Annotated in this window: 20 protein-coding genes and 1 riboswitch; of the genes, 11 read left to right on the top strand and 9 right to left on the bottom strand. The window is 72.9% G+C overall.

What is annotated here, in order from left to right; all coding sequences use genetic code 11:
- The first annotated feature begins 94 nt into the window (after window positions 1-94).
- From HJD23_RS31675 to HJD23_RS31665, 3 genes are read left to right on the top strand one after another with little or no spacing between them, the layout of a single operon-like run.
- Window positions 95-1,132: a MoxR family ATPase gene (locus tag HJD23_RS31675; protein ID WP_171115330.1), complete on the top strand. Its 1,038-nt coding sequence runs from the start codon at window positions 95-97 to the stop codon at window positions 1,130-1,132.
- Complete coding sequence (locus tag HJD23_RS31670) at window positions 1,132-2,508, top strand: DUF58 domain-containing protein (RefSeq protein WP_171115331.1); 1,377 nt, start codon at window positions 1,132-1,134, stop codon at window positions 2,506-2,508. The genes HJD23_RS31675 and HJD23_RS31670 overlap by 1 nt, the downstream gene beginning before the upstream one ends.
- Complete coding sequence (locus HJD23_RS31665; protein ID WP_171115333.1) at window positions 2,505-4,991, top strand: DUF3488 and transglutaminase-like domain-containing protein; 2,487 nt, start codon at window positions 2,505-2,507, stop codon at window positions 4,989-4,991. The genes HJD23_RS31670 and HJD23_RS31665 overlap by 4 nt, the downstream gene beginning before the upstream one ends.
- 173 nt (window positions 4,992-5,164) lie before the next feature.
- On the opposite strand, the gene HJD23_RS31660 is transcribed toward HJD23_RS31665, so the two are convergent.
- The 3 genes from HJD23_RS31660 to HJD23_RS31650 form a co-directional block, all read right to left on the bottom strand.
- On the bottom strand, window positions 5,165-5,560 hold the full coding sequence (locus HJD23_RS31660; protein WP_171115335.1) for a DUF3040 domain-containing protein: 396 nt from the start codon (window positions 5,558-5,560) through the stop codon (window positions 5,165-5,167).
- 276 nt (window positions 5,561-5,836) lie between these two features.
- The gene (locus tag HJD23_RS31655; protein WP_171115337.1) at window positions 5,837-6,607 is read right to left on the bottom strand and encodes a methyltransferase; all 771 of its coding nucleotides are present in this window, start codon (window positions 6,605-6,607) and stop codon (window positions 5,837-5,839) included.
- Window positions 6,608-6,740: 133 nt separating this feature from the next.
- On the bottom strand, window positions 6,741-7,316 hold the full coding sequence (locus HJD23_RS31650) for an SAV_6107 family HEPN domain-containing protein (protein WP_171115339.1): 576 nt from the start codon (window positions 7,314-7,316) through the stop codon (window positions 6,741-6,743).
- Window positions 7,317-7,524: 208 nt separating this feature from the next.
- Between HJD23_RS31650 and HJD23_RS31645 the strand changes: the two genes are divergently transcribed.
- From HJD23_RS31645 to HJD23_RS31625, 5 genes are all read left to right on the top strand, one after another.
- Window positions 7,525-8,448 (top strand): ATP-binding cassette domain-containing protein, encoded by a 924-nt coding sequence (locus tag HJD23_RS31645; RefSeq protein WP_240980864.1) that lies wholly within the window; start codon window positions 7,525-7,527, stop codon window positions 8,446-8,448.
- Window positions 8,420-10,504 (top strand): YhgE/Pip domain-containing protein, encoded by a 2,085-nt coding sequence (locus HJD23_RS31640; RefSeq protein ID WP_171115343.1) that lies wholly within the window; start codon window positions 8,420-8,422, stop codon window positions 10,502-10,504. The genes HJD23_RS31645 and HJD23_RS31640 overlap by 29 nt, the downstream gene beginning before the upstream one ends.
- Window positions 10,505-10,554: 50 nt before the next feature.
- Entirely contained in the window at window positions 10,555-11,193 is a 639-nt protein-coding gene (locus HJD23_RS31635) for a TetR/AcrR family transcriptional regulator (RefSeq protein ID WP_171115345.1), read from the top strand.
- Between the two features lie 456 nt (window positions 11,194-11,649).
- Window positions 11,650-12,267: a DUF4126 domain-containing protein gene (locus HJD23_RS31630; protein WP_171115346.1), complete on the top strand. Its 618-nt coding sequence runs from the start codon at window positions 11,650-11,652 to the stop codon at window positions 12,265-12,267.
- Window positions 12,268-12,501: 234 nt separating this feature from the next.
- Entirely contained in the window at window positions 12,502-13,992 is a 1,491-nt protein-coding gene (locus HJD23_RS31625; protein WP_171115348.1) for an NAD(P)/FAD-dependent oxidoreductase, read from the top strand.
- Window positions 13,993-14,053: 61 nt separating this feature from the next.
- Here HJD23_RS31625 and HJD23_RS31620 read toward each other — a convergent pair whose 3' ends face one another.
- From HJD23_RS31620 to HJD23_RS31595, 6 genes are all read right to left on the bottom strand, one after another.
- Window positions 14,054-14,995, bottom strand: coding sequence for a hypothetical protein (locus tag HJD23_RS31620; RefSeq protein ID WP_171115350.1), 942 nt, complete (start codon window positions 14,993-14,995; stop codon window positions 14,054-14,056).
- A 56-nt stretch (window positions 14,996-15,051) separates the two neighbouring features.
- Window positions 15,052-15,975 carry a methylenetetrahydrofolate reductase [NAD(P)H] gene (metF, locus tag HJD23_RS31615; RefSeq protein WP_171115352.1) on the bottom strand — a complete coding sequence of 308 codons (924 nt, stop codon included), beginning with the start codon at window positions 15,973-15,975 and terminating at the stop codon, window positions 15,052-15,054.
- A gap of 168 nt (window positions 15,976-16,143) precedes the next feature.
- Window positions 16,144-16,800 carry a thiamine phosphate synthase gene (thiE, locus tag HJD23_RS31610; RefSeq protein WP_171115353.1) on the bottom strand — a complete coding sequence of 219 codons (657 nt, stop codon included), beginning with the start codon at window positions 16,798-16,800 and terminating at the stop codon, window positions 16,144-16,146.
- Window positions 16,801-17,008: 208 nt separating this feature from the next.
- A complete protein-coding gene (locus HJD23_RS31605; RefSeq protein WP_171115356.1) occupies window positions 17,009-17,374 on the bottom strand; it encodes a helix-turn-helix domain-containing protein in 366 nt (121 codons plus the stop codon).
- A gap of 77 nt (window positions 17,375-17,451) precedes the next feature.
- A complete protein-coding gene (locus HJD23_RS31600) occupies window positions 17,452-18,681 on the bottom strand; it encodes an FAD-dependent oxidoreductase (protein WP_171115358.1) in 1,230 nt (409 codons plus the stop codon).
- Between the two features lie 63 nt (window positions 18,682-18,744).
- Window positions 18,745-19,086 (bottom strand): hypothetical protein, encoded by a 342-nt coding sequence (locus tag HJD23_RS31595; RefSeq protein WP_171115360.1) that lies wholly within the window; start codon window positions 19,084-19,086, stop codon window positions 18,745-18,747.
- 52 nt (window positions 19,087-19,138) lie between these two features.
- A riboswitch (TPP riboswitch) is annotated at window positions 19,139-19,250 on the top strand.
- On the opposite strand from HJD23_RS31595, the gene thiO reads away from it, so the two are divergent.
- From thiO to HJD23_RS31580, 3 genes are all read left to right on the top strand, one after another.
- Complete coding sequence (gene thiO / locus HJD23_RS31590) at window positions 19,248-20,414, top strand: glycine oxidase ThiO (RefSeq protein WP_171115362.1); 1,167 nt, start codon at window positions 19,248-19,250, stop codon at window positions 20,412-20,414. Its footprint overlaps the riboswitch before it by 3 nt.
- A complete protein-coding gene (gene thiS / locus HJD23_RS31585) occupies window positions 20,411-20,611 on the top strand; it encodes a sulfur carrier protein ThiS (protein WP_171115364.1) in 201 nt (66 codons plus the stop codon). Before thiO ends, thiS begins: the two co-directional genes overlap by 4 nt.
- 3 nt (window positions 20,612-20,614) lie before the next feature.
- Complete coding sequence (locus HJD23_RS31580) at window positions 20,615-21,412, top strand: thiazole synthase (RefSeq protein ID WP_171115367.1); 798 nt, start codon at window positions 20,615-20,617, stop codon at window positions 21,410-21,412.
- The last annotated feature ends 72 nt before the right edge of the window (window positions 21,413-21,484 follow it).

Raw genomic sequence — 21,484 nt, 5'->3', positions numbered from 1 at the left:
GGAACCTTGCACGCGTGGTGTCCGTGTTTCGGAGTGGGCCGGTCCGCATCACAGAGCGTCGGCCCGTGAGAAAGAACGGGCCGAGGAGGGCCGGGTGACGACCTATGACGATCGAGCGAGCCTTACTGATCTGACTGCCACCGTGGAGCGGGTCCGCAGTTCGGTGGAAGAAGTGATCGAGGGCAAGCCCGAGGTCGTGCGGCTTTCGCTGACCGTGCTGCTCGCCGAGGGACACCTCCTGATCGAGGACGTCCCCGGAGTGGGCAAGACGATGCTGGCCAAGACGCTGGCGCGGTCCATCGACTGTTCGGTGCGGCGCATTCAGTTCACGCCCGACCTGCTGCCCTCGGACATCACCGGTGTGTCCATCTGGGACCAGCAGCGCCGCGACTTCGAGTTCAAGCCGGGCGCGATCTTCGCGCAGATAGTGATCGGCGACGAGATCAACCGCGCCTCGCCCAAGACCCAGTCCGCGCTGCTGGAGTCGATGGAGGAGCGCCAGGTCACCATCGACGGGCAGACCTACGAGCTGCCCAGCCCCTTCATGGTGGTCGCCACCCAGAACCCGGTCGAGATGGAGGGCACCTACCCGCTTCCCGAAGCCCAGCGCGACCGCTTCATGGCCCGCGTCTCCATCGGCTACCCGAGCCCGGAGGCCGAGCTGCAGATGCTCGACGTGCACGGCGGGGTGAGCCCGCTGGACGACCTCCAGCCGGTGGCGCACGCGCACGAGATCGTGAAGTTGATCGAGGCGGTGCGCGGCGTCCACGTCGCCGACACCGTCCGGCGGTACGCGGTCGACCTGGTCGCCGCCACCCGCACCCACCCCGATCTCAGACTCGGCGCCTCCCCGCGCGCGACGCTGCACCTGCTGCGCGCGGCGAAGGCGGCGGCGGCCCTCAGCGGCCGGGAGTACGCCCTGCCGGACGACGTGCAGGCCCTCGCCGTGGCCGTGCTGGCACACCGCCTGCTGCCCACCGCCCAGGCCCAGCTCAACCGCCGTACTGCGGAGCAGGTCGTCCAGGAGATCCTGCAGCGCACGCCGGTGCCTGCGACGCCCCAGCAGAACGCCTTCGGCGACCTGGGCCACGGCACCCCGGCGTACGGCCAGCAGCCGCCCCGGAGGCTGTGATGACCACTGCGGCGGGGCCCGCGCCCGCCGAGGCCGACCGGGGCGACAAGGGCGGCGCGCGCACGGCCCTGGCCGGTCTGACCACCCGCGGCCGCTCCTTCCTGGCAGCCGGGGTCGCCGCCGCCGTCTGCGCCTACGTCCTCGGCCAGAGCGACCTGCTCCGGGTCGGGCTGCTGCTGGCGGTGCTGCCCCTGGTGTGCGCGACCGTGCTGTACCGCACGCGGTACCGGGTGGCCGGCAGCCGCAGGCTCTCCCCCGCGCGCGTGCCCGCCGGTGCGGAGGCCCGGGTCCATCTGCGGATCGACAACGTCTCGCGGCTGCCCACCGGGCTGCTGATGCTCCAGGACCGGGTGCCGTACGTGCTCGGCCCCCGCCCCCGCTTCGTGCTCGACCGCGTCGAGCCGGGCGGCCGCCGCGAGGTGTCCTACCGCGTCCGCTCCGACCTGCGCGGCCGCTATCCGCTGGGCCCGCTGCAGCTGCGCCTGACCGACCCGTTCGGCATGTGCGAGCTGACCCGGTCCTTCTCGACGTACGACACCCTGACGGTGATCCCGCGCGTGGAGCCGCTGCCGCCGGTGCGGCTGACCGGCGAGGCCAAGGGGTACGGCGACGGGCGGCTGCGCTCGCTGGCACTGGCCGGCGAGGACGACGTCATCCCGCGCGGGTACCGCTACGGCGACGACCTGCGCCGTGTCCACTGGCGCTCCACCGCCCGCTACGGCGAGCTGATGGTGCGCCGCGAGGAGCAGCCGCAGCGCTCCCGCTGCACGGTGCTGCTCGACACCCGGGGCGTCGCGTTCGAGGGCGCGGGCCCCGACTCGGCCTTCGAGTGGGCCGTGGCGGGCACCGCCTCCGTGCTGGTGCACATGCTCGAACGTGGCTTCTCGGTACGGCTGTTGACGGACACCGGCAACTCGGTGCCCGGCGAGGGCGCGGACGGCTTCGCGGGCGCGAGCCAGGAGTCGGCGGACGCGGCCGGGCTGATGATGGACACCCTCGCGGTGATCGACCACTCCGACGGTACGGGCCTGTCGCGGGCGTACGACGTGCTGCGCGGCGGACACGAGGGGCTGCTGGTGGCCTTCCTCGGCGACCTCGACGAGGAGCAGGGCGCGGTGGCCGCGAGGATGCGTCAGCGCACCGGCGGCGCGGTCGCCTTCGTCCTGGACAGCGAGGACTGGGTGCGGGAACCGACCGATGTGCCCCGGCCGTTGGGCGGGAAGGAGGAGCGCCTGCGGATGCTGCGCGAGGCCGGCTGGACGGTCGTGCGCGTGCCGCGGGGCGCCTCGCTGCACGACCTGTGGCGCCAGGCGGAGCATGAGCGCACGGGCGTCGCGGCGGCCGGGGGCACGACGGTCGGGGAGGGACGGTCATGAGCGGACAGGCGCGGATGGCTCTGTGCGCCATGGCGGCGACGCTGATGGCCGCGTGCGCCCTGCTGCCGCTGGTCGATCCGGCCACGTGGTTTCTGCAGGCGGCCATCCTGCTGGCGATCCAGACGGGGGTGGGCGCGGCGGCCCGGCGGGTGCCGCTGGCCCGTCCGCTGACGGTGACCGTGCAGGCCCTGGTGACGCTGATGCTGCTGACTCTGGTCTTCGCCCGGGAGTACGCGTTCATCGGGCTGATCCCCGGCCCCGAGGCCTTCCTGCACTTCGCCGACCTGCTCCAGCAGGGCACCCAGGACGTCGGACGGTACGCGATCCCGGCGCCCCTGTCCCCCGGCATCAAGCTGATGCTCATCGGCGGTGTCCTGGTGATCGGGCTGGCGGTCGACATGATCGCGGTGACCTTCCGCAGCGCGGCCCCGGCCGGGCTGCCGCTGCTCGCGCTGTACTCGGTCGCCGCGGGCCTGTCGGACGGCAGCGGCGGCTGGGTGTGGTTCCTGATAGCGGCGGTCGGCTATCTGATGCTGCTGCTCGCCGAGGGACGGGACCGGCTGTCGCAGTGGGGCCGGGTGTTCGGCGGGGCGCCACGCGCCCCGGGCGGCGGTCCGGTGGCACCGGTGCGCACGGGGCGGCGGATCGGCGTGGTCGCGCTGGGCATAGCCCTGGTCGTGCCGCTGACCCTGCCCGCGATGAACGGCGGCCTGCTGGACGGCGCCGGGACGGGTGTCGGCTCGGGCAGCGGGGGCGGCGGCACGATCTCCGCGGTGAACCCGCTGGTGTCGCTGCGCGACAGCCTGAACGTGGACGAGGACCGCACGGTCATGACACTGCGCAGCAGCACGGACGACCTGTCGAACATGTATCTGCGCATCGTGTCCCTGGACGACTTCGACGGCACGACCTGGAAGCCCTCCCGGCGGAACATCGTCGCGGTGCCGGACGAGTTCCCGACGCCCGTCGGACTGGGCCCGGACGTCCGCCGCGCCGAGGTCCGCACCCGGATCGCCGCGGCGGACTGGTACGCCCAGGACTGGCTCCCCATGCCGTACCCGCCGAGCAGCGTGCGGATCGACGGCAGCTGGCGGTACGAACCGGTCGGCATGACGCTCGTCGGCGACCACGGCCAGACCACCCGCGACGCCACCTACGAGGTGACCAGCCTCGATGTGCAGCCGACGGCGGACCAGCTGGCCTCGGCGCCGGAGCCGCCCGCCGCGATCGAGCGCGAGTTCACCGAGGTACCGGACTCACTGCCGCGGGTGGTGTCGCGGCAGGCCCGCGAGATCACGGCAGGCGCGGAGAATCCGTACGAGCAGGCGGTCAAGCTCCAGGAGTACTTCACCCTGACCGGCGGGTTCCAGTACGACACCGAGGTGGAGGTCGGCGGCGGCTCCCAGGCGATCGCCCGCTTCCTGCGGGACAAGCGGGGCTTCTGTGTGCACTTCTCCTTCGCGATGGCGTCGATGGCCCGCACGCTCGGCATACCGGCCCGGGTCGCGGTGGGCTTCGCGCCCGGTACGGCGCAGGGGGACGGCACGGTGACGGTGGGGCTCCGGGACGCGCACGCGTGGCCCGAGCTGTACTTCGAGGGCGTGGGCTGGACCCGTTTCGAGCCGACCCCGAGCCGGGGCACGACGCCCACGTACACCCAGCCCGAGGTGCCGGGCAGCAGCATCCCCGAGCTGCCGGAGGCCTCGCGGACGGCGGACCCGGCTCCGTCGGCCGAGCCGTCCACGAGCGCGAGCTGCTCGCCGGAGGACAGGCGGCTCGATGCGTGCGGCGGGGCGCTGCCGCTGGACCCGGGCACCTCCGACGACGAGGGTCGGCCCTGGTACCAGACGGCGGGCTGGACACTCCTCGCCGTCGCGCTGATCGTCCTGCCGCTGCTGCCCATGCTGTGGCGGGTCAGACGGCGGTCGGTGCGACTGGCCTCGGCCCGGCACACCGGCTCGGCGGTACCGGGTGTACTCGGCCGGGGACGCGGCGGTGAGGGCGGCAGCGACGGCGTCGAGGCGACCACCCTCGACGTGCAGCTGGACGAGCGGTATGCCGCCGAGGTGGCCGCCGGGCATGTGCTGGCCGTCTGGCGCGAACTGACCGACACCGCCTGGGACTACGGCATCGTGCCGGACGACGCGCTGACCCCCCGCAAGGCGGCCGCGCGGATCGTGCGGCTGGGGCATCTGGACGAGCCGACGGCCCAGTCGGTGCACCGGGTGGCCGGTGCCGTGGAGCAGGTGCTGTTCGCACCGAACCCACGCGCGGAGACGGGGCTGGCCGACGACGTACGCCGGATGCGGGCGGCGCTGCGCTCCCGGGCCGGCTGGCGGACCCGGATCCGGGCGGTCGTCGCACCGCGCTCGGCCATCCGCGCCGTCTGGGACCTCAATGACCGCTGGTCCGCCGCGAAGACCCGCATGGCGACCGGCTGGGCGGCTCTGGTGCGCCGCCCGTCGGGTCAGCGGAGCGGCTGAGGTCTGAATCCGAAGGAGACAGAGCAGGGGCCCGGTGCTTGTCTAGAGCGCCGGGCCCCTGGCCTGTTCCGACGGCGTACTCCCTGACCGACCCCGGTCATGGCATGCGTGAGGGGTTACCGCCCGGCGGGCGGTAACCCCTCACGTACGTCGGTGGGAGCTGCGGGTGGGAATCAGTGGCCCTGTTGCTCGTCACGGCGTCGCTGCCAGCGCTGTTCGATGCGGTCCATCATCGAGCGCCGCTGACGTCCCTGACGGCCGGCGGAGGGACCACCCGCAGCGGGCTGCTCGCCCGGCTTGGGGGCCTTGCGCCAACCGGTCACGGCGAGTACCGCACACCCCAGCATGACGAGGAAGCCCACCACGCTGAGCCAGACCTGCTGGGCGACCATTCCGGCCATGAGGAGCGCGATACCTACGAGGAAGCCCGCGACCGCCTGGTAGACCCGTCGCCGGGTGTACGTACGCAGCCCGCTTCCCTCAAGCGCTGTCGCGAACTTGGGATCTTCGGCGTACAGCGCTCGCTCCATCTGCTCGAGCATGCGCTGCTCGTGCTCTGAGAGCGGCACGGAGTCCTCCTCATCGTGCAGTCGCCGGGGCGACCCGGGGGGTCTCTTCAGGATAGGCAGGGAATCGCCCCCGTGAAACCCGCCCCTCTGCGCCAATTGGCCAACCGGAACCCGCCATGGCCGAACCGGTCCGCCGAGAATCACATTCCCCGGCAGCCGACCCGTCATGCCGGGCGGTCTCCCTCGATCATACGGCGGGAAGCCCCCGATCGGGGGGCCTGTGGCGTACTCCATCCGCCACCAACCCGCTGATCAGCGGCGCACCACAGGGGTCGCTCAGGCCCCGGCAGACGCTCGGGTCTCACCGAGCACGTGAAGCTGCGTGGCCACCGCGTGGAACGCGGGCAGCTCGGCCGCGGCGGCCTCCAGCTTGAGCAGGGCGTCCATGGCGCCGGGCTCGGTGTCCACCAGCACGCCGGGCACGAGATCTGCGAAGACCCGGACGCCGTGCACGGCCGTGACGGCGAGGCCGGCGCCCTCGACCAGGTCGGTGAGCTGCTCGGCGGTGAAACGGCGCGGCATCGGGTCACCCGAGCCCCAGCGGCCGTTCGGGTCGTCGAGGGCCTGCTTGGCCTCCTTGAAGTGGCCCGCGAGGGCACGCGCGAGCACGGCGCCGCCCAGCCCGGCGGCGAGCAGGCTGAGGACACCCTCGGGCCGCAGGGCGGCCACCGCGTTGCGGATGCCCTCGGCCGGGTCGTCCACGTACTCCAGGACGCCGTGGCAGAGCACCGCGTCGTAGCCGCCGCGCTCGACCACGTCGAACAGGCCGTGGGCGTCACCCTGCACGCCCTTCACCCGGTCGGCGACGCCGGCCTCGGCGGCGCGGCGCTCCAGGGCGAAGAGCGCGTTCGGGCTGGGGTCGACGACGGTGACCCGGTGGCCGAGGCCGGCGACGGGCACGGCGAACTTGCCGCTGCCGCCTCCGGTGTCGAGGACGTCCAGCGACTCCCGGCCCGTGGCCTTGACCCGGCGGTCCAGGGCGTCCTGGAGGACCTCCCACACCACGGCGGTACGGAGAGCGGCGCGGGGGCTCGACGGGTCCGACACGGCAGTTGACTCCTCGGCGCGGCACCGCCCCCGTGCGGGGCGGAGCGAACGGGCTGCCTCCCCGGCCCGGGGTACGGGGGAAGGCTTCAGGCGCTCTCCACCCTATTGCCTCCGGCGCGCCGACCGGTCACGGTCAGCCCGCGTCGGGCATCTCGCGGTCGCGGTCCGTGCCGGGGCCGCGGTCCTCCGCCTCGTCCGCGTCCGGGCGGGGCTGTGGGAGGACCGGCTGGAGCACCAGCATCCGCTCGACGAGGCGGATGAACATCGCCACGTCGCGTATCAGGTCGTCGGCGTCCCGGCGGCCGGCCGCGCCCTGGATGCCCGCCTCGGCCCGGGCACGGCGTCGGGCCCCCGAGGCGAACAGCGCGCTCCACTCGGTCAGCTCGGGCGCGATTTCGGGGAGCACTTCCCAGGCGCTGCGGATCCGGGCCCGGCGCCGGGGGTTGGACTCCGGGCGGCCCCGCGCGGCCAGGACGGCGGCGGCCGTGCGCAGGGCGGCGAGGTGGGCGGTGGCGTAGCGCTCGTTCGGCGTTTCGAGGACTGCTGCCTCGTCGAGCCCGGCACGGGCCTTGGCGAGCAGGTCGAGGGCGGCGGGCGGGGCCGTGGCCCGGCGGAGCACGGGGTGCACGTCGCTCGCCGGGCCGGTCAGTGAGGGGGCAGGGCCGGTGGCGCGGCGCCGACGGGCGGCGGCTGCGGACGAGTTGGCCATGACGAACCTCCTGTCGTCTGTGTGACGGCACACCCTCACACGGGGTGCCGTATGTGCCCATCGTGAGGTATGGCACTGACAATCCGTTCTGACCTCGGCTTTTGCTTCGATCGAGAGTTCGGGCTAGTTTTGCACTGACCAGTCAGTTCAAATGGTTCGGTTCGGAATCACCGATCCAGAAACACCTGGGGGCACTGTGGGGGGAACCGTGGCGGGACTCGCCGTCACCGCCCGCGACTTCGGGCTCGAGGGACCCCGCGGCTGGGCCTTCCGTGGCATCTCCTTCACCGCGGAGCCCGGCTCGCTGATCGCGATCGAGAGCCCGTCCGGATCGGGCCGTACGAGCCTGCTGCTCGCGCTCACCGGGCGGATGAAGGCGACCGAGGGCACGGCGGTGGTCGGTGACGCCCGGCTGCCGAAGCAGATGGCGGCCCTGCGCTGGGTCAGCGCGCTCGCCCACGTGCCCGGCGTCACCGACCTCGACCCGGCCCTGACCGTCGGGGAGCACCTGCGCGAACGGGCGCTGCTGGAACGCCGGTTCGGCGTCTCGCTGCGGGGGCTGCTGCGCCCGCGCGCCGAACGCGCGCGGGAGGCGGGGCTGCGGATCGACGCCGCCCTGACCGCCGCCGGACTGGACCGGGAGGCCCTGCCCAAGGGCTCGCGGACCGCCGTACGCGACCTGGACCGCGTCGAGGCGCTGCGGCTGTCCATCGCCCTGGCGCTCGTCGGGCACCCGCGGCTGCTCGGGGTCGACGACACCGACCTCAAGCTGTCCGACGCCGAGCGGGCCGAAGTGTGGGCGCTGCTGAGGTCGCTCACCGAGGCCGGGACGACGGTGGTGGCGGTGTGCAGCGTGGCTCCCGGGGACGCCGTGGTGGTGTCCACCGAGCGGGGCGGCGGCGACGCCGCACACGACGAGCCCGGGCCCGGCGGCGCCGGGACACACGAGGAGCCCGACGGCGCTTGCGGCGACGTACCCGAGGACCCTGACGGCGCCGCCGACGACGTACCCGAAGACCCTGAGGGCGCCGACAGCGACGTACCGGACGAGCGGGACGGCCGGGACGGTCAGACGGCCCGCGACGATGTGAAGGAGGCGGCGGATGCGTTCGCCGAGGCTGGCCGCGCTTGAGCTGCGGCGGTTCGGCCGGGGGAAGCTGCCCCGGGCCGCCCTGGTGGCGCTTCTGCTGCTGCCGCTGCTGTACGGAGCGCTGTACCTGTGGTCGTTCTGGGACCCGTACGGCCGCCTCGACCGGCTTCCGGTGGCGCTGGTGAACGACGACAAGGGCGCGACCGCCGACGGGAAGAGGGTCGACGCGGGCGACGACATCGTGGCGGGGCTGCGGGACAGCGAGGTCTTCGACTGGCACGAGGTGAGCGCCGAGGAGGCGCGCGCGGGGGTCGAGGACGGCACGTACTACCTGTCGCTGACCATGCCCGCCGACTTCAGCGAGCGCATCGCCTCCAGCTCGGGCGACTCCCCCGAGACGGGCGCGCTTCAGGTCCGTACGAACGACGCGAACAACTACATCGTCGGGCAGATCTCGCGGACGGTGTTCAGCGAGGTGCGCACGGCGGCGTCCACCAAGGCGTCGCGGTCGTTCCTGGACCGGATCTTCATCTCGTTCTCCGACATCCACGGCGAGACCGTGAAGGCGGCCGACGGGGCCGACAAGCTCAAGAGCGGCATCGGTACGGCCGAGAAGGGCTCCAAGGACCTCGCCGACGGGCTGAAGGACGCCAAGGACGGCAGCGGGGACCTGTCCTCGGGGCTGACGAAGCTCACCCAGGGCGCGAGTGATCTGGAGGACGGTTCGGCGCGGGTCGCGGAGGGTACGCAGGCGCTCGCCGACCAGGTCAACGGTATCGCGGACAAGCTGGGGCCCTTCCTCGAGGACAACGAGAAGACGATCGGTGACACGGCGCGGCTGGTCGCCGACTCGTCGGCGGCGATCCGCGACAACCTCGACGCGCTGGTGAAGCGGGCCCCGGCCGCCGCCGAGGGAGCCCACCTGGCCTCCGACGCGCTGACCGACATCCACCAGAGGCGCTGCGAGACCCCCGTACTGCCCGACGCGGTCTGCTCCGACCTGGAGAAGGCCAGGGACTCGGCCGCCGACGTGGCGACGATCGCGGACGACCTCAACACGGTGCTCAGCAACTACGACGGCGACATGGACAAGCTCGACGGGCACCTCGCCACCCTGGAGGAGCAGGCCCGGGCGCTCGCCCAGGACGCGCCGCACCTCTCGGAGGACCTGGACGAGGCCGTCGCGAAGATCAACAAACTGAACGAGGGTGCCGGGAAGGTCGCCGAGGGCGCCAAGGCACTGCACTCGGGGCTGGGCACCGCCCGGACGGGCGCGGTGGACCTCGACGAGGGTGTCGGTGAGCTCAAGACCGGCGCGGACGACCTCAGTGGGGGCATGTACAAGCTGGTCGACGGCTCCGTGAAGCTCGCGGACGGGCTGCACGACGGCGCCGAGCAGATTCCCGACTACGACAAGCAGGAGCGCGACGCGCGTACGGAGGTGATGGCGGACCCGGTCCAGCTGGCGTCCAAGTCCCTGCACGAGGCGCCCAATTACGGCACCGGTTTCGCCCCGTACTTCATCCCGCTGTCCCTGTGGGTGGGCGCGATGGTGGCGTACATGCTGATTCCGCCGCTCAACCGGCGGGCGCTGGCCGCCGGGGCGTCGGCCTGGCGGATCGCGCTGGCGGGCTGGTTGCCGGTGCTGGCGATCGGCGTGCTCCAGACGGTGGCCCTGATGGCGGTGCTGCACTGGGCGGTCGGCCTGCAGATGGCGCGGGCGGCCGGGACGGTGGGCTTCCTGTTCCTGGTGACGGCGTGCTTCGCGGCGATCGTCCAATGGCTGAACGCGCGCTTCGGCGCCGCCGGCCGGATCCTGGTGCTCGCGTTGCTGATGCTGCAACTGACGTCCGCGGGCGGCACATACCCCGTGCAGACCAGTCCGGGCTTCTTCAACGCGCTGCATCCGTACCTGCCGATGAGCTACATCGTGGAGGCGCTCAGGAGGCTCATCACGGGTGGTGGTCTCGGTCCCGTGGGGCACGCGTGCGTGGTGCTCGCCGCGTTCACGGTGGGCGCCCTCGCGCTGACCGCGCTGTCGGCCCGCCGCCGCCAGGTGTGGACGCTGGACCGGCTGCATCCGGAGCTGAGCCTGTGAGCTCGCCGCCGGTGTCCTCCGGTGGTGCCGTTCCTGTGACAATCAGGGCCATGGAAAGCAGCAGCGCCACGTCGGGGGCGAGCACGCGCCGCGAGGCGACCCGGCAGAAGCTCTACGAGGCGGCCGTCACGCTCATCGCGGAGCAGGGTTTCTCCGCCACCACGGTGGACGAGATCGCCGAGCGGGCCGGGGTCGCCAAGGGCACGGTGTACTACAACTTCGCCAGCAAGTCCGTCCTCTTCGAGGAACTGCTGCGGCACGGCGTGGGCCTCCTCACCGCCTCCCTGAGGGAGGCGGCCGAGCGGACGGAGAAGGACGGCGGCACCAAGGTGGCCGCGCTGGACGCGATGATCCGGGCCGGGCTCGTCTTCATCGACCGCTATCCGGCCTTCACGCAGCTGTACGTGGCCGAGCTGTGGCGCACCAACCGGGCCTGGCAGTCCACGCTGCTGGTGGTTCGGCAGGAGGCGGTGGCGGTCGTCGAGGACGTGCTGCGCGGGGGGATCGAGAACGGTGAGTTCAGCGAGGAGATCGATGTACCGCTGACGGCGGCGGCGCTGGTCGGCATGGTGCTGGTGGCCGCGCTGGACTGGCAGGCGTTCCAGCCGGAGCGCTCCCTGGACGATGTGCACGCGGCGTTGTCGCGGTTGTTGCAGGGGCGGGTGAGCGGGCGGCCGTCAGCCCGCTGAGGACCCGCCGGGAGGACCTTCGGGAAACGGAAAGCGCCGGTCCGGATGGTGGCCGCGTCCCCCGCGGGCCACGCCGGACCGGCGCTTCCTTGTGCTCCCCCGATTCCCCCCGGTGCTCCCCCGTTCCCCGTGATCCCCCGTTCCCCCGTCTCCCCCGTTTCCCATCCCCTGTCGGGATTCCCCCGTTGGGCCCCGTTCGGTCGTCCCTCCCCCGGGTCCCCCCGTGCCTCGCTCCCGCCGACCTGAGCCGGCGGAAGGAGCGGTCCAGGGCCACGCCGTTCCGCCGCCCCGTGTCGGCGGTGCCGGCGCGGGGCCCCTTTCCGTGCCTCCACTCTCTCGTTCGCGCAGGTCGGCACCCATCCGCGCGCGTACTCATCTCCCTGCCTAGGTACGGATACTCAGCCGTCCGCGCTCACCCCCAGGCCGCGCAGCAGCCCCCTGGATACGATCGCGTCCGTGTCCGTACTCCCCCTCGTCTTCACCAGCGGCTGGGCCAGCGGCGTCAACGCGTACGCCGTGATGCTGCTGCTCGGCTTCTTCGGTGCGACGGGACTGAGCGACGAGGTCCCGGAGGCGCTGCAACGCCCCGAGGTGCTCATCGCGGCGGGGGTGCTGTTCCTGTGCGAGGCGGTCGCCGACAAGATCCCCTACGTCGACTCCGTGTGGGACTCCGTGCACACGGTGATCCGGCCCGCCGCGGGCGCGTGGGTCGGGGCGCTGCTCGCCGGGCAGAGCGGTTCGCTCCCCGATCTGGCGGCGGGCGCGATCGGGGGTTCGACGGCGCTGGCCAGCCATGCGGTCAAGGCGGGGACGCGGATGGCGGTCAACTCGTCGCCGGAGCCCTTCAGCAACATGATCATCAGCGTGGCCGAGGATCTGGGCGTCGGGGGGCTGGTGACGTTCGCGATCTTCCACCCGGAGGCGGCGGCGGTCATCGCGGCGACCCTGCTGGTCACTGGCCTGGCCACCCTGTACTTCCTCGCCTCCCGCATCCGCCGCTTCCTGCGCCGCCGAGCACAACGCCGGGAGGAACGACGGCTGGCGGGGCGGCGGGGGGCGCCGCCACCGGACTGAGCGGCGCGGTCGGGGGCCATCGCCGGGCCGAGGTCTGCCTGAGCGGCGCGAGAGGGGCGGTCATCCAGCCCTAGGACAGCCGTCCTCAGTCGGCGCCGCCCACACCCTGCGCACCACCCCGTCGGCCCGATCAGGCAGCGCCCGGCCGCCGGGACCACCTCCCCTCCCGCGCCCAACCTCGCTGGTCACAGGCCCGGGGACGGGCTGTCAGTGGCTGCCGATAAAGTCGCACGCATGGCACGGATTGCGGTGATCGGCGCGGGGATGGGCGCCATGGCGGCTGCTGCGCGGCTGGCCGTGGCGGGCCACCGGGTGGTGGTGTACGAGCGTACGGAGACGTACGGCGGGGCGGTGCGGCGGCGGGAGCGGGACGGGTTCACCTTCGACACCGGTCCCGGTGTGCTGCCGTTGCCCGCGGTCTGGCGGGACCTGTTCCTCAAGACCGGCAAGGAGCCGCTGGAGGCGTGTGTCGAGCTGACGCAGGTCGATCCGTCGGCGCGGCATGTCTTCGCGGACGGTACCGAGGTGTCCCTGCCGAACGCCTCGCGCGCGGGCGTGGTCGCCGCTCTCGACGAGGCGCTGGGCGCAGGTGCGGGCGCCCGCTGGGGCGACTTCCTGGTGCGGGCCCGTGAGGCCTGGGACCGGACGCGCCGACCGCTCCTGGAGGAGCCGCTGTGGCCCAACTGGCCGGTGCTGGCCGAGCGGGAGCCCTACCCGGCCGTCCCGCACAAGCGGCTGCTGCGCACCCGCCGGGCCGGCACGCTCGCCGAGGTCGGCGCCTGGGAGCTGCGCGACCCCCGGCTGATCGCCCTGCTGGAGAGCCACGCGCTGGCGTACGGCCTGGACCCGCGCGTCGCACCGGCGAGCGCGGCCGTGCTGCCGTACATGGAGCACGCCTTCGGCACCTGGTTCGTGCGCGGCGGCATCCGGGAGCTGGCGCGGGCGGTGTACGAGCGTTGCCTCGCCCGTCGGGTCGAGTTCGTCTTCGGCGCCGAGGTCACCAAGCTGCTGGAGAAGGACGGCCGCGCGGCGGGGGTGGAGCTCGCCGACGGCACAGTGGCGGAGGCGGACTTCGTGGTCGCCGGTGTCGCGCCCGGCGCACTGCCGGACATGCCGCCGCGCGCCACCGGCGAGGTCCCGCCGCAGCGCGGGCTGCCCAGCCGCCTGACGGTGCTGCTGGCGCTGCGCGGCCCCCGCCCGGAGGGGACACCGCACCGGACGGTCGTGCACACCGAGGACCGGGACGGCGAGTTGGAGTCCCTCTTCGGCAGCAGGACCGGGACATCGACACCGCGCCCCACGGTCACCGTCCTGCGCCCCGACGACCCGCGGCTGGTCCCGGATGCCGACCACGAGGCGGTCACTCTCACGACCACCGTCCCGGCCTCGACCTCCTCGGAGACCTCTTCCGACCGCGCCGAAGCCATGCTCAACGCCGCCGAACGCGCGATACCCGACCTCCGCGCCCGCCTCCTCTGGCACGAGCCGCACACCCCGGCGGACATCGCCGAGGCGACCGGCGCGCAGGGCGGAGCGGTCCCCGCCCCGTCACTGGCGGCGGCCGAGGGCAGGCTGCTGCACCCGTCCAACAGCACGGCACTGCCCGGCCTGTTCACCGTCGGCGGCTGGTCGCACCCGGGCGGCGGTCTCCCGCACGCGGGCATGTCGGGCACCCTGGTCGCGGGGCTGATCGTGGAGGGTCCGGACTTCCGCGGCTCTCAGTGAGCCGGACTTCCGCGGCCTCTCAGTGAGCCGGACTTCCGGGGTTCTCAGTGAGAACGGGCGCTCAGAACCGGTACCGCTCGTCGTACTCGTTCGCCTGCTGCCCTTGACCGTCGCCCTGATAGGGATACGGCTGCTCCGGCGGCAGCTCGGCACCGTACGGATCGTCGGCGTTGCGCTGCTGCGGCACCCACACACCCCCGGCCGGGGTCTCGCCGCCGTAGCCGCCGGTGGCACCCGTAGCACCGGTGCCGTACTGGTCCTGGCCGTAGCCCTGCTGACCGTACTGCTGGTCGTAGCCGGTGTCGTACGACCCACCGCTGTAGGTCTGGGTGCCGATGTACGGGTCGGAGTAGGCGGCGTACTGCTGTTGACCGGTGGTGTCGTAGCCGTACTGCTGCTGGCCGTAGGCAGAGTAGCCGTCGTGGGCGTAGGTCTGGTCGGCGGCCTGGGCGGCCGCCGCGTACTGGTCCTGGGCCTGGCCCTGGGTGGCGTAGGCGCCGGTGTCGCCGTACACGCCGTACGAGCCGGTGTCGTCGGGGACGGGCTGCGGCTCGTACACGGCCGTGGTCTCGGCGGCCGAGGCGGCGAGGGGGCGGGCGGGCGTGAACACGTCGTCGTGGTCGTAGTCGTCCTGGCCGTGGGCGGCGCCGTCGTCGCCGTGGTCGGCCGCTTCGAGGTCGGAGACCTCCAGGGTCGGGTCCTGGCGGTCCGGCTCACCGCGGCGGCGCTTGCTGCCGCCCAGGCTCGGACGGCCGGTCACCGCCCAGCCCTCGGCGAAGCCACGGCGGAACGACAGCGTGACGTATGTCTGCCCGACCGCGAAGGCGGCCGCGCCCAGTCCGATCACGATGACGGACGGGATCAGTACGCCGACGACGACACCGAGGAAGCCGACGAACGCCAGCAGCCGCCAGCGAAGCCGTGCCTTGTACTGCAGCAGGACCTCACCGAGCAGCCACAGCGCGACGATGCCGAACGCGATGTAGAGGACCGTCCAGCCCATGTACGCCCCTCTCCCAGTGGCCGCTACGCAGTGTGTCGTATGAGCGTGCGACCGGTCTAGGCCTGCGGTGGGTGGTGCAGGCCCAGGTTCTCGTAGATTTCCAGGGTCGCCGTGGAGTTGTTCAGCGTGATGAAGTGCAGACCCGGCACTCCCTCCGCCAGCAGCCGTGCGCAGAACTCCGTGGCGAACTCGATCCCAATGGAGCGTACAGCGGACGGATTGTCTTTCGCTGTGAGGATCCGCTCTTTCAAGGTGGACGGAATGTGAGCATTGCTGAGCTGCGGCAGCCGCTCCAGCATCCGGACGCTGGTCACAGGCATGACCTCGGGGATGACCGGGGTCTCGCAGCCCGCGCCGGCCACTCGGTCACGCAGTCGAAGGTAGGACTCCGGCTGGAAGAACATTTGTGTGATCGCGTAGTCGGCGCCGGCCCGGCACTTGTCGACGAAGTGCTCGACGTCCGTGTCCCAGTCGGCGGAGCGCGGGTGCATCTCCGGGAAGGCCGCGACGCCGACGCAGAAGTCGCCCGACTCCTTGATGAGCCGGACGAGCTCGGCGGCATAGGTCAGGCCCTTGGGGTGCGGCACCCACTCGCCCATGGGGTCGCCGGGCGGGTCGCCGCGCAGGGCGAGCATGTTGCGGATGCCGGCGTCGGCGAACTGGCCGATCACATTGCGCAGCTCGCCGATCGAGTGGTCGACGGCGGTGAGGTGGGCGACCGGGGTGAGTGTGGTGTCGGCGACGATCTGCTGCGTCTCCTTGACCGTGCTGGCGCGCGTGGAGCCGCCGGCGCCATAGGTCACGGAGACGAAGTCGGGAGCCACCGCCTCGACCCTGCGCAGCGCGTTCCACAGGCTGCGCTCGCCCTTGGCGGTCTTCGGCGCGTAGAACTCGAACGAGTACGTCGTCTTACCGGTGGCGAGCATGTCGCGCACGGTGCGTGCGCGATCAGTCCTGGTGGATGCGGTTCCGAGGGCCATACGGGCAGGTTAGCCAGGGGCTGTCGGTCCCCCAACCGGATGCCGGAAATTTGCCCGAATTGTCGGGTTGCTGTCCATCCCTTGGACAACCCATGGCCGAAACGGGTCACGCAGCGGCCGAGGCCCGGCGTCCCGCCCGCCGACGCCGCCTCACGCCCCGCTGCTGTCTCACACCCCCCGCAGCCGCTTCGCGAACTCCCCCGCAGCCGCGCCCGGGTCGTCCGCCTCCGTGATCGCGCGGACGACGACCACCCGGCGGGCGCCCGCCTCCAGGACCTCGTCGAGGTTGCCGAGGTCGATGCCGCCGATGGCGAACCAGGGGCGGCCGGTGCCCAGCGCGGCCGTGTGCCGGACCAGGTCGAGGCCGGGGGCGTGGCGGCCGGGCTTGGTGGGGGTGGGCCAGCAGGGGCCGGTGCAGAAGTAGTCCACGCCCTGCTGGACGGCTGCCGCCTCGGCCTCGGACTCCGCGTGCGTGGAGCGGCCTATGAGGATGTCGTCGCCGAGGATCGCCCGGGCCGCCGGGACCGGGAGGTCGCCCTGGCCGAGGTGGAGCACGTCGGCGCCGGCGGCGTGCGCGACGTCCGCGCGGTCGTTGACCGCGAGCAGTTTGCCGTGCCGGGCGCAGGCGTCGGCGAAGACCTTGAGGTGCTCCAGCTCCTCGGCGGCCTCCATGCCCTTGTCGCGCAGCTGCACGATGTCGACCCCGCCGGCCAGGACCGCGTCCAGGAACTGGGGCAGGTCGCCCTGGCGCTGACGGGCGTCCGTGCACAGGTACACACGGGCGTCGGCGAGCCGGGCGCGAGCGGTGGCGGCGGTGTCGGGCATGCGTTGGGTCCCCCCGTGGATCGGTACCTCTGGGTGTCACTGTCGGTGGCGTACGGGCCGCGCCGGGGCGCGGTCGGCCCGGGGCCGTGGCCCAGGGCCTGTCTATCGGATCATGCCGGCGTCACGCGCCCTGGCACGCGACGCCGAACGACAGGCCCCTGGCCGACCGCGGCCCGTACGCCGGACGGTTGCTCGGGTCGGGCCGGCGTCAGACGGCGAGCGCCTGGGCCCGGCGCTTCACCTCCGTGCCGCGATTCTCGCTCAGCGCCTGCGCGGGCGTACCGGGCAGGGTCGGGTCGGGGGTGAAGAGCCACTCCAGCATCTCTTCGTCCGTGAAGCCGTCGTCCCGCAGGAGCGTCAGGGTCCCGGACAGGCCCTTGACGACCTTGTCTCCGTCGATGAAGGCGGCGGGGACGTGCAGTGCGCGGTTCTCACCGCGGCGGACGGCGATGAGCTGGCCCTCCTTGACCAGCTGCCGCACGCGCGTCACCTCGACATCGAGCTTTTCGGCGATGTCGGGGAGGGTGAGCCAGGCAGGGACGAGAGCATCGATCTTTGCGTCAATCTCGGTCACGGGAACAAGCCTGCCATCCCCCACTGACAGTCGGAAGTCAGCCCCGCCCACCGACCCCTCCCACCTGCGAGAACGCGTTACGCCGTGGCCGCCTTCAGCGGGCGCGCCGGGTCGGCCAGCAGCTCGGGATCCATCGCGGTCCCGGCCTCGATCAGCCGACGTCCCTGCGCCAGGTCCCGTGGCCGGCCCACGGCCAGCAGGGCGACCAGCCGGCCCTCGCGCAGCCAGCACACCGACCAGGCGGGCCCGGCCGGGTCACCGCGCCACACGGTGGCGTCGGCGGACGCGTGGTGCCCGGCGTACTGGACGAACCGCCCGAACTGCTCGGACCAGAAGTACGGCACCGGGTCGTAGACCGCCGGTGCCTCGCCGACCGCCTCGCCGATGATGTTCGCCGCGACCGCACGGGGTCCCTGCAGGGCGTTGTCCCAGTGGTGCACCATCAACCGCTCGCCGTACCTTGCCGAAGGGAAGGACGCGCAGTCGCCGACCGCGTAGACGTCCGGCGCCGAAGTGCGCAGGTGGTCGTCGGCCACGACCTCGCCGTGCGCGCCGAGCTCGATGCCGGAGCCGGTGAGCCAGCGCGTGGCGGGCCGGGCGCCGATGCCGACCACGACGGCGTCGGCGGGCACCCGCGAGCCGTCGTCCAGGACGACCGCGCCGGGCTCGACACGCCGCACGCGCGCGTGGGTGCGCAGGACGGCCCCGCTGTCGGCGTACCAGGCGGCCATCGGCGCGGCCACCTCGGCGGGCAGCGACCCGACGAGGGGGCGGTCCGCGGCCTCCACGACGGTCACCGCGCAGCCCGCCTCCCGGGCGGCCGTGGCGAACTCCGCGCCGATCCAGCCCGCGCCGACGACCACGATGTCGTGCTGCCGGGCGAGCACCGGCCGCAGCCGTTCGGCGTCGTCGAGGGTGCGCAGCAGATGCACCCCTGGGACGCCCTCCGCGCCCGGCAGGGTGATGGGTTCGGCGCCGGTGGCGAGGACCAGCACGTCGTACGGCACCGGCCCGGCCTCGGTGTCCAGCTCGTGGTCACCGGTGCGGACGCCGGTCACCTCGCGCCCGAGGTGGAGGTCGATGCCGAGCGCCTCGAAGTCGACGTCGAAGGCGGAGCCCTCGGCCTTGCCGAGCAGGACGGCCTTGGACAGCGGCGGCCGGTCGTACGGCTGGTGGGGCTCGGCGCCGATCAGCGTCACGGTGCCGGTGAAGCCCTGTTCCCGCAGGGCGACGGCGGTCTGCACCCCGGCCATGCCCGCGCCCACGACGACCACGCGCCGCGCCTGTGCCCTCGTCTGCTCGCTCACCTGATCACCATAGACAACTGACAGATTGTCAGTCAGGGGGCGGACCCAGTGAGCTGCTCCACATCACCGGCCGACCTGCTCGACCACGCTGGTCCCGCTGCCCGGCTGCGACTCCCACTCCCAGCTCTCCTCCAGCCGCACCCGCCCGTCCGGCAGTTCCACGACCGTCGACACACAGTGCCCCGAGGACGTCGTCCCGTCCCGCTTCAGCTGCACGTAGCGGAAGTCCAGCCGGTCGCCCTCGCGGGTCCCCACCAGGTACCCGCGGACCACGTCCCCACCCGCGTACTCGGCCCAGATCTCGCCGTCCTGCTCGTGGTACGTGAACCGGGTGCGGGTCCCGACCTGACCCGGTGCCTGGTCGGCGACGGGCGAGAGGACGAGGCCGTCGAGTGAGCGGGGCATGCCAGGAGGCTCCCTTACAGATGCGTGGCGGCAAGAGCTAGGGTGGCCACCGTAAAGCACTCGCGGGAGCCCGGACGCACCGGGCTGAGAGGGAGGCTGGCGGCCTCCGACCGTACGAACCTGATCCGGGTCATGCCGGCGAAGGGAGGGGCTGAGCGCCCGTGTCGTCTTCCGCACGTACGTCAGACGTCCTCGTCATCGGGGGCGGAATCATCGGCCTGGTCACGGCCTGGCGGGCCGCGCAGCGCGGATTCGCCACCACCGTGGTGGACCCCGAGCCGGGCGGCGGGGCCGCCCAGGTGGCGGCCGGCATGCTGGCCGCCGTCACGGAACTGCACTACGGCGAGGAGACCCTGCTCGGTCTGAACCTCGCCTCGGCCCGCCGCTATCCGGACTTCGCGGCCGAGCTCACCGACCTCACCGGCCACGACCTCGGCTACCGCCGGTGCGGCACGCTCGCCGTCGCCCTTGACGCCGACGACCGCGCCCATCTGCGCGAACTGCACGCCCTGCAGCGGCGGTCGGGGCTCGCCTCCGAGTGGCTGTCGGGCCGGGACTGCCGCCGCCTGGAGCCGATGCTGGCGCCGGGTGTGCGCGGCGGGCTGCGGGTCGACGGCGACCACCAGATCGACCCCCGTCGGCTCGCGGGGGCCCTGGTGGCCGCGTGCGAGCGGGCGGGCGTGGTCTTCCACCGGGAGTGGGCCGAGCGGCTGCTGGTCACCGGAGAGCGGGCGGCGGGGGCTGTCACGCGCGCGGGGGCCGAGCTGGCCGCCGGGCAGGTGGTGCTGGCCGCCGGGAGCCTCAGCGGGCGGCTGGCGGGTGTCCCGGACGCCGTACTGCCGCCCGTGCGGCCGGTGAAGGGGCAGGTGCTGCGGCTGACCGTGCCGCCGGTCCACGCGCCGTTCCTGAGCCGCACCGTGCGCGCGGTGGTGCGCGGCAGCCATGTCTACCTGGTGCCGCGCGAGAGCGGCGAACTGGTCGTCGGCGCCACCAGCGAGGAAATGGGCTGGGACACCACAGTCACCGCCGGGGGCGTGTACGAGCTGCTGCGCGACGCGCACGAGCTGGTCCCCGGTATCACCGAGCTGCCCCTGACGGAGACCCGGGCCGGGCTGCGCCCCGGCTCGCCCGACAACGCGCCCCTGCTCGGCCCGACCGAGCTGGACGGCCTGCTGCTGGCCACCGGCCACTACCGCAACGGCGTCCTGCTCACCCCGGTCACCGGCGACGTCATGGCGCACGTCCTGACCACCGGTGAACTCCCGGACGTGGCCCGTCCCTTCACGCCGAAGCGCTTCAGCGCCGTACTCACGGAGCAGCCCGCATGATCATCTCCGTCAACGGGGAGCCCCGCCGGATCGCCGACGGCACGGCTCTCGACGCCCTCGTACGCACCCTCACCCCGGCGCCCTCCGGAGTGGCCGCCGCCCTCAACGAAACCGTCGTCCCGCGCGCGCAGTGGCCGACCACGCCCCTGTCCGAGGGGGACCGTGTCGAAGTCCTCACCGCCGTCCAAGGAGGCTGACCCATGGCCGACGATCCCCTTGTCCTGGGGGGTACGACCTTCACCTCCCGGCTGATCATGGGCACCGGTGGCGCGCCCAGCCTCGACGTGCTGGAGCGGGCGCTGGTCGCCTCCGGGACCGAGCTGACCACGGTCGCGATGCGGCGCGTGAACCCCGATGTGCACGGCTCGGTGCTGTCGGTACTGGACAAGCTGGGCATCCGGGTGCTGCCCAACACGGCCGGCTGCTTCACGGCCGGTGAGGCGGTGCTGACCGCCCGCCTCGCGCGCGAGGCACTCGGCACCGAGCTGATCAAGCTGGAGGTCATCGCCGACGAGCGCACCCTGCTGCCGGACCCGATCGAGCTGCTGGAGGCGGCGGAGACGCTGGTGGACGACGGTTTCACCGTGCTGCCGTACACCAATGACGACCCCGTGCTGGCACGCAGGCTCCAGGACGTGGGCTGTGCCGCGATCATGCCGCTCGGGTCGCCGATCGGCTCCGGGCTCGGCATCCGCAACCCGCACAACTTCCAGCTGATCGTCGAGCACGCGCGCGTGCCGGTGATCCTGGACGCGGGAGCCGGTACGGCGTCGGACGCGGCGTTCGCGATGGAGCTGGGGTGCGCGGGTGTGATGCTCGCCTCGGCCGTCACCCGGGCACAGGAACCGGTGCTGATGGCGGCCGCCATGCGGAACGCGGTGGAGGCGGGGCGGTTGGCCCGGCTGGCGGGGCGTATCCCTCGGCGGCACTTCGCGGAGGCGTCGTCGCCGGTGGAGGGGATGGCCGCGCTGGATCCGGAGCGGCCCGCTTTCCAGTGACCGCGCGCGTGCCCGCAGTTGAGTAGGACCGGTGCGTGCCCGCAGCTGGGTAAGACACGTCACAGGTCGGCT

Origin of the sequence: Streptomyces sp. Z423-1 (genome assembly GCF_013009255.1) — a bacterium.
Lineage (GTDB): Bacteria > Actinomycetota > Actinomycetes > Streptomycetales > Streptomycetaceae > Streptomyces > Streptomyces gossypiisoli.
Note: the sequence above shows the minus strand (reverse complement) of the source record. Positions and strands in the feature narration are given on the sequence as shown.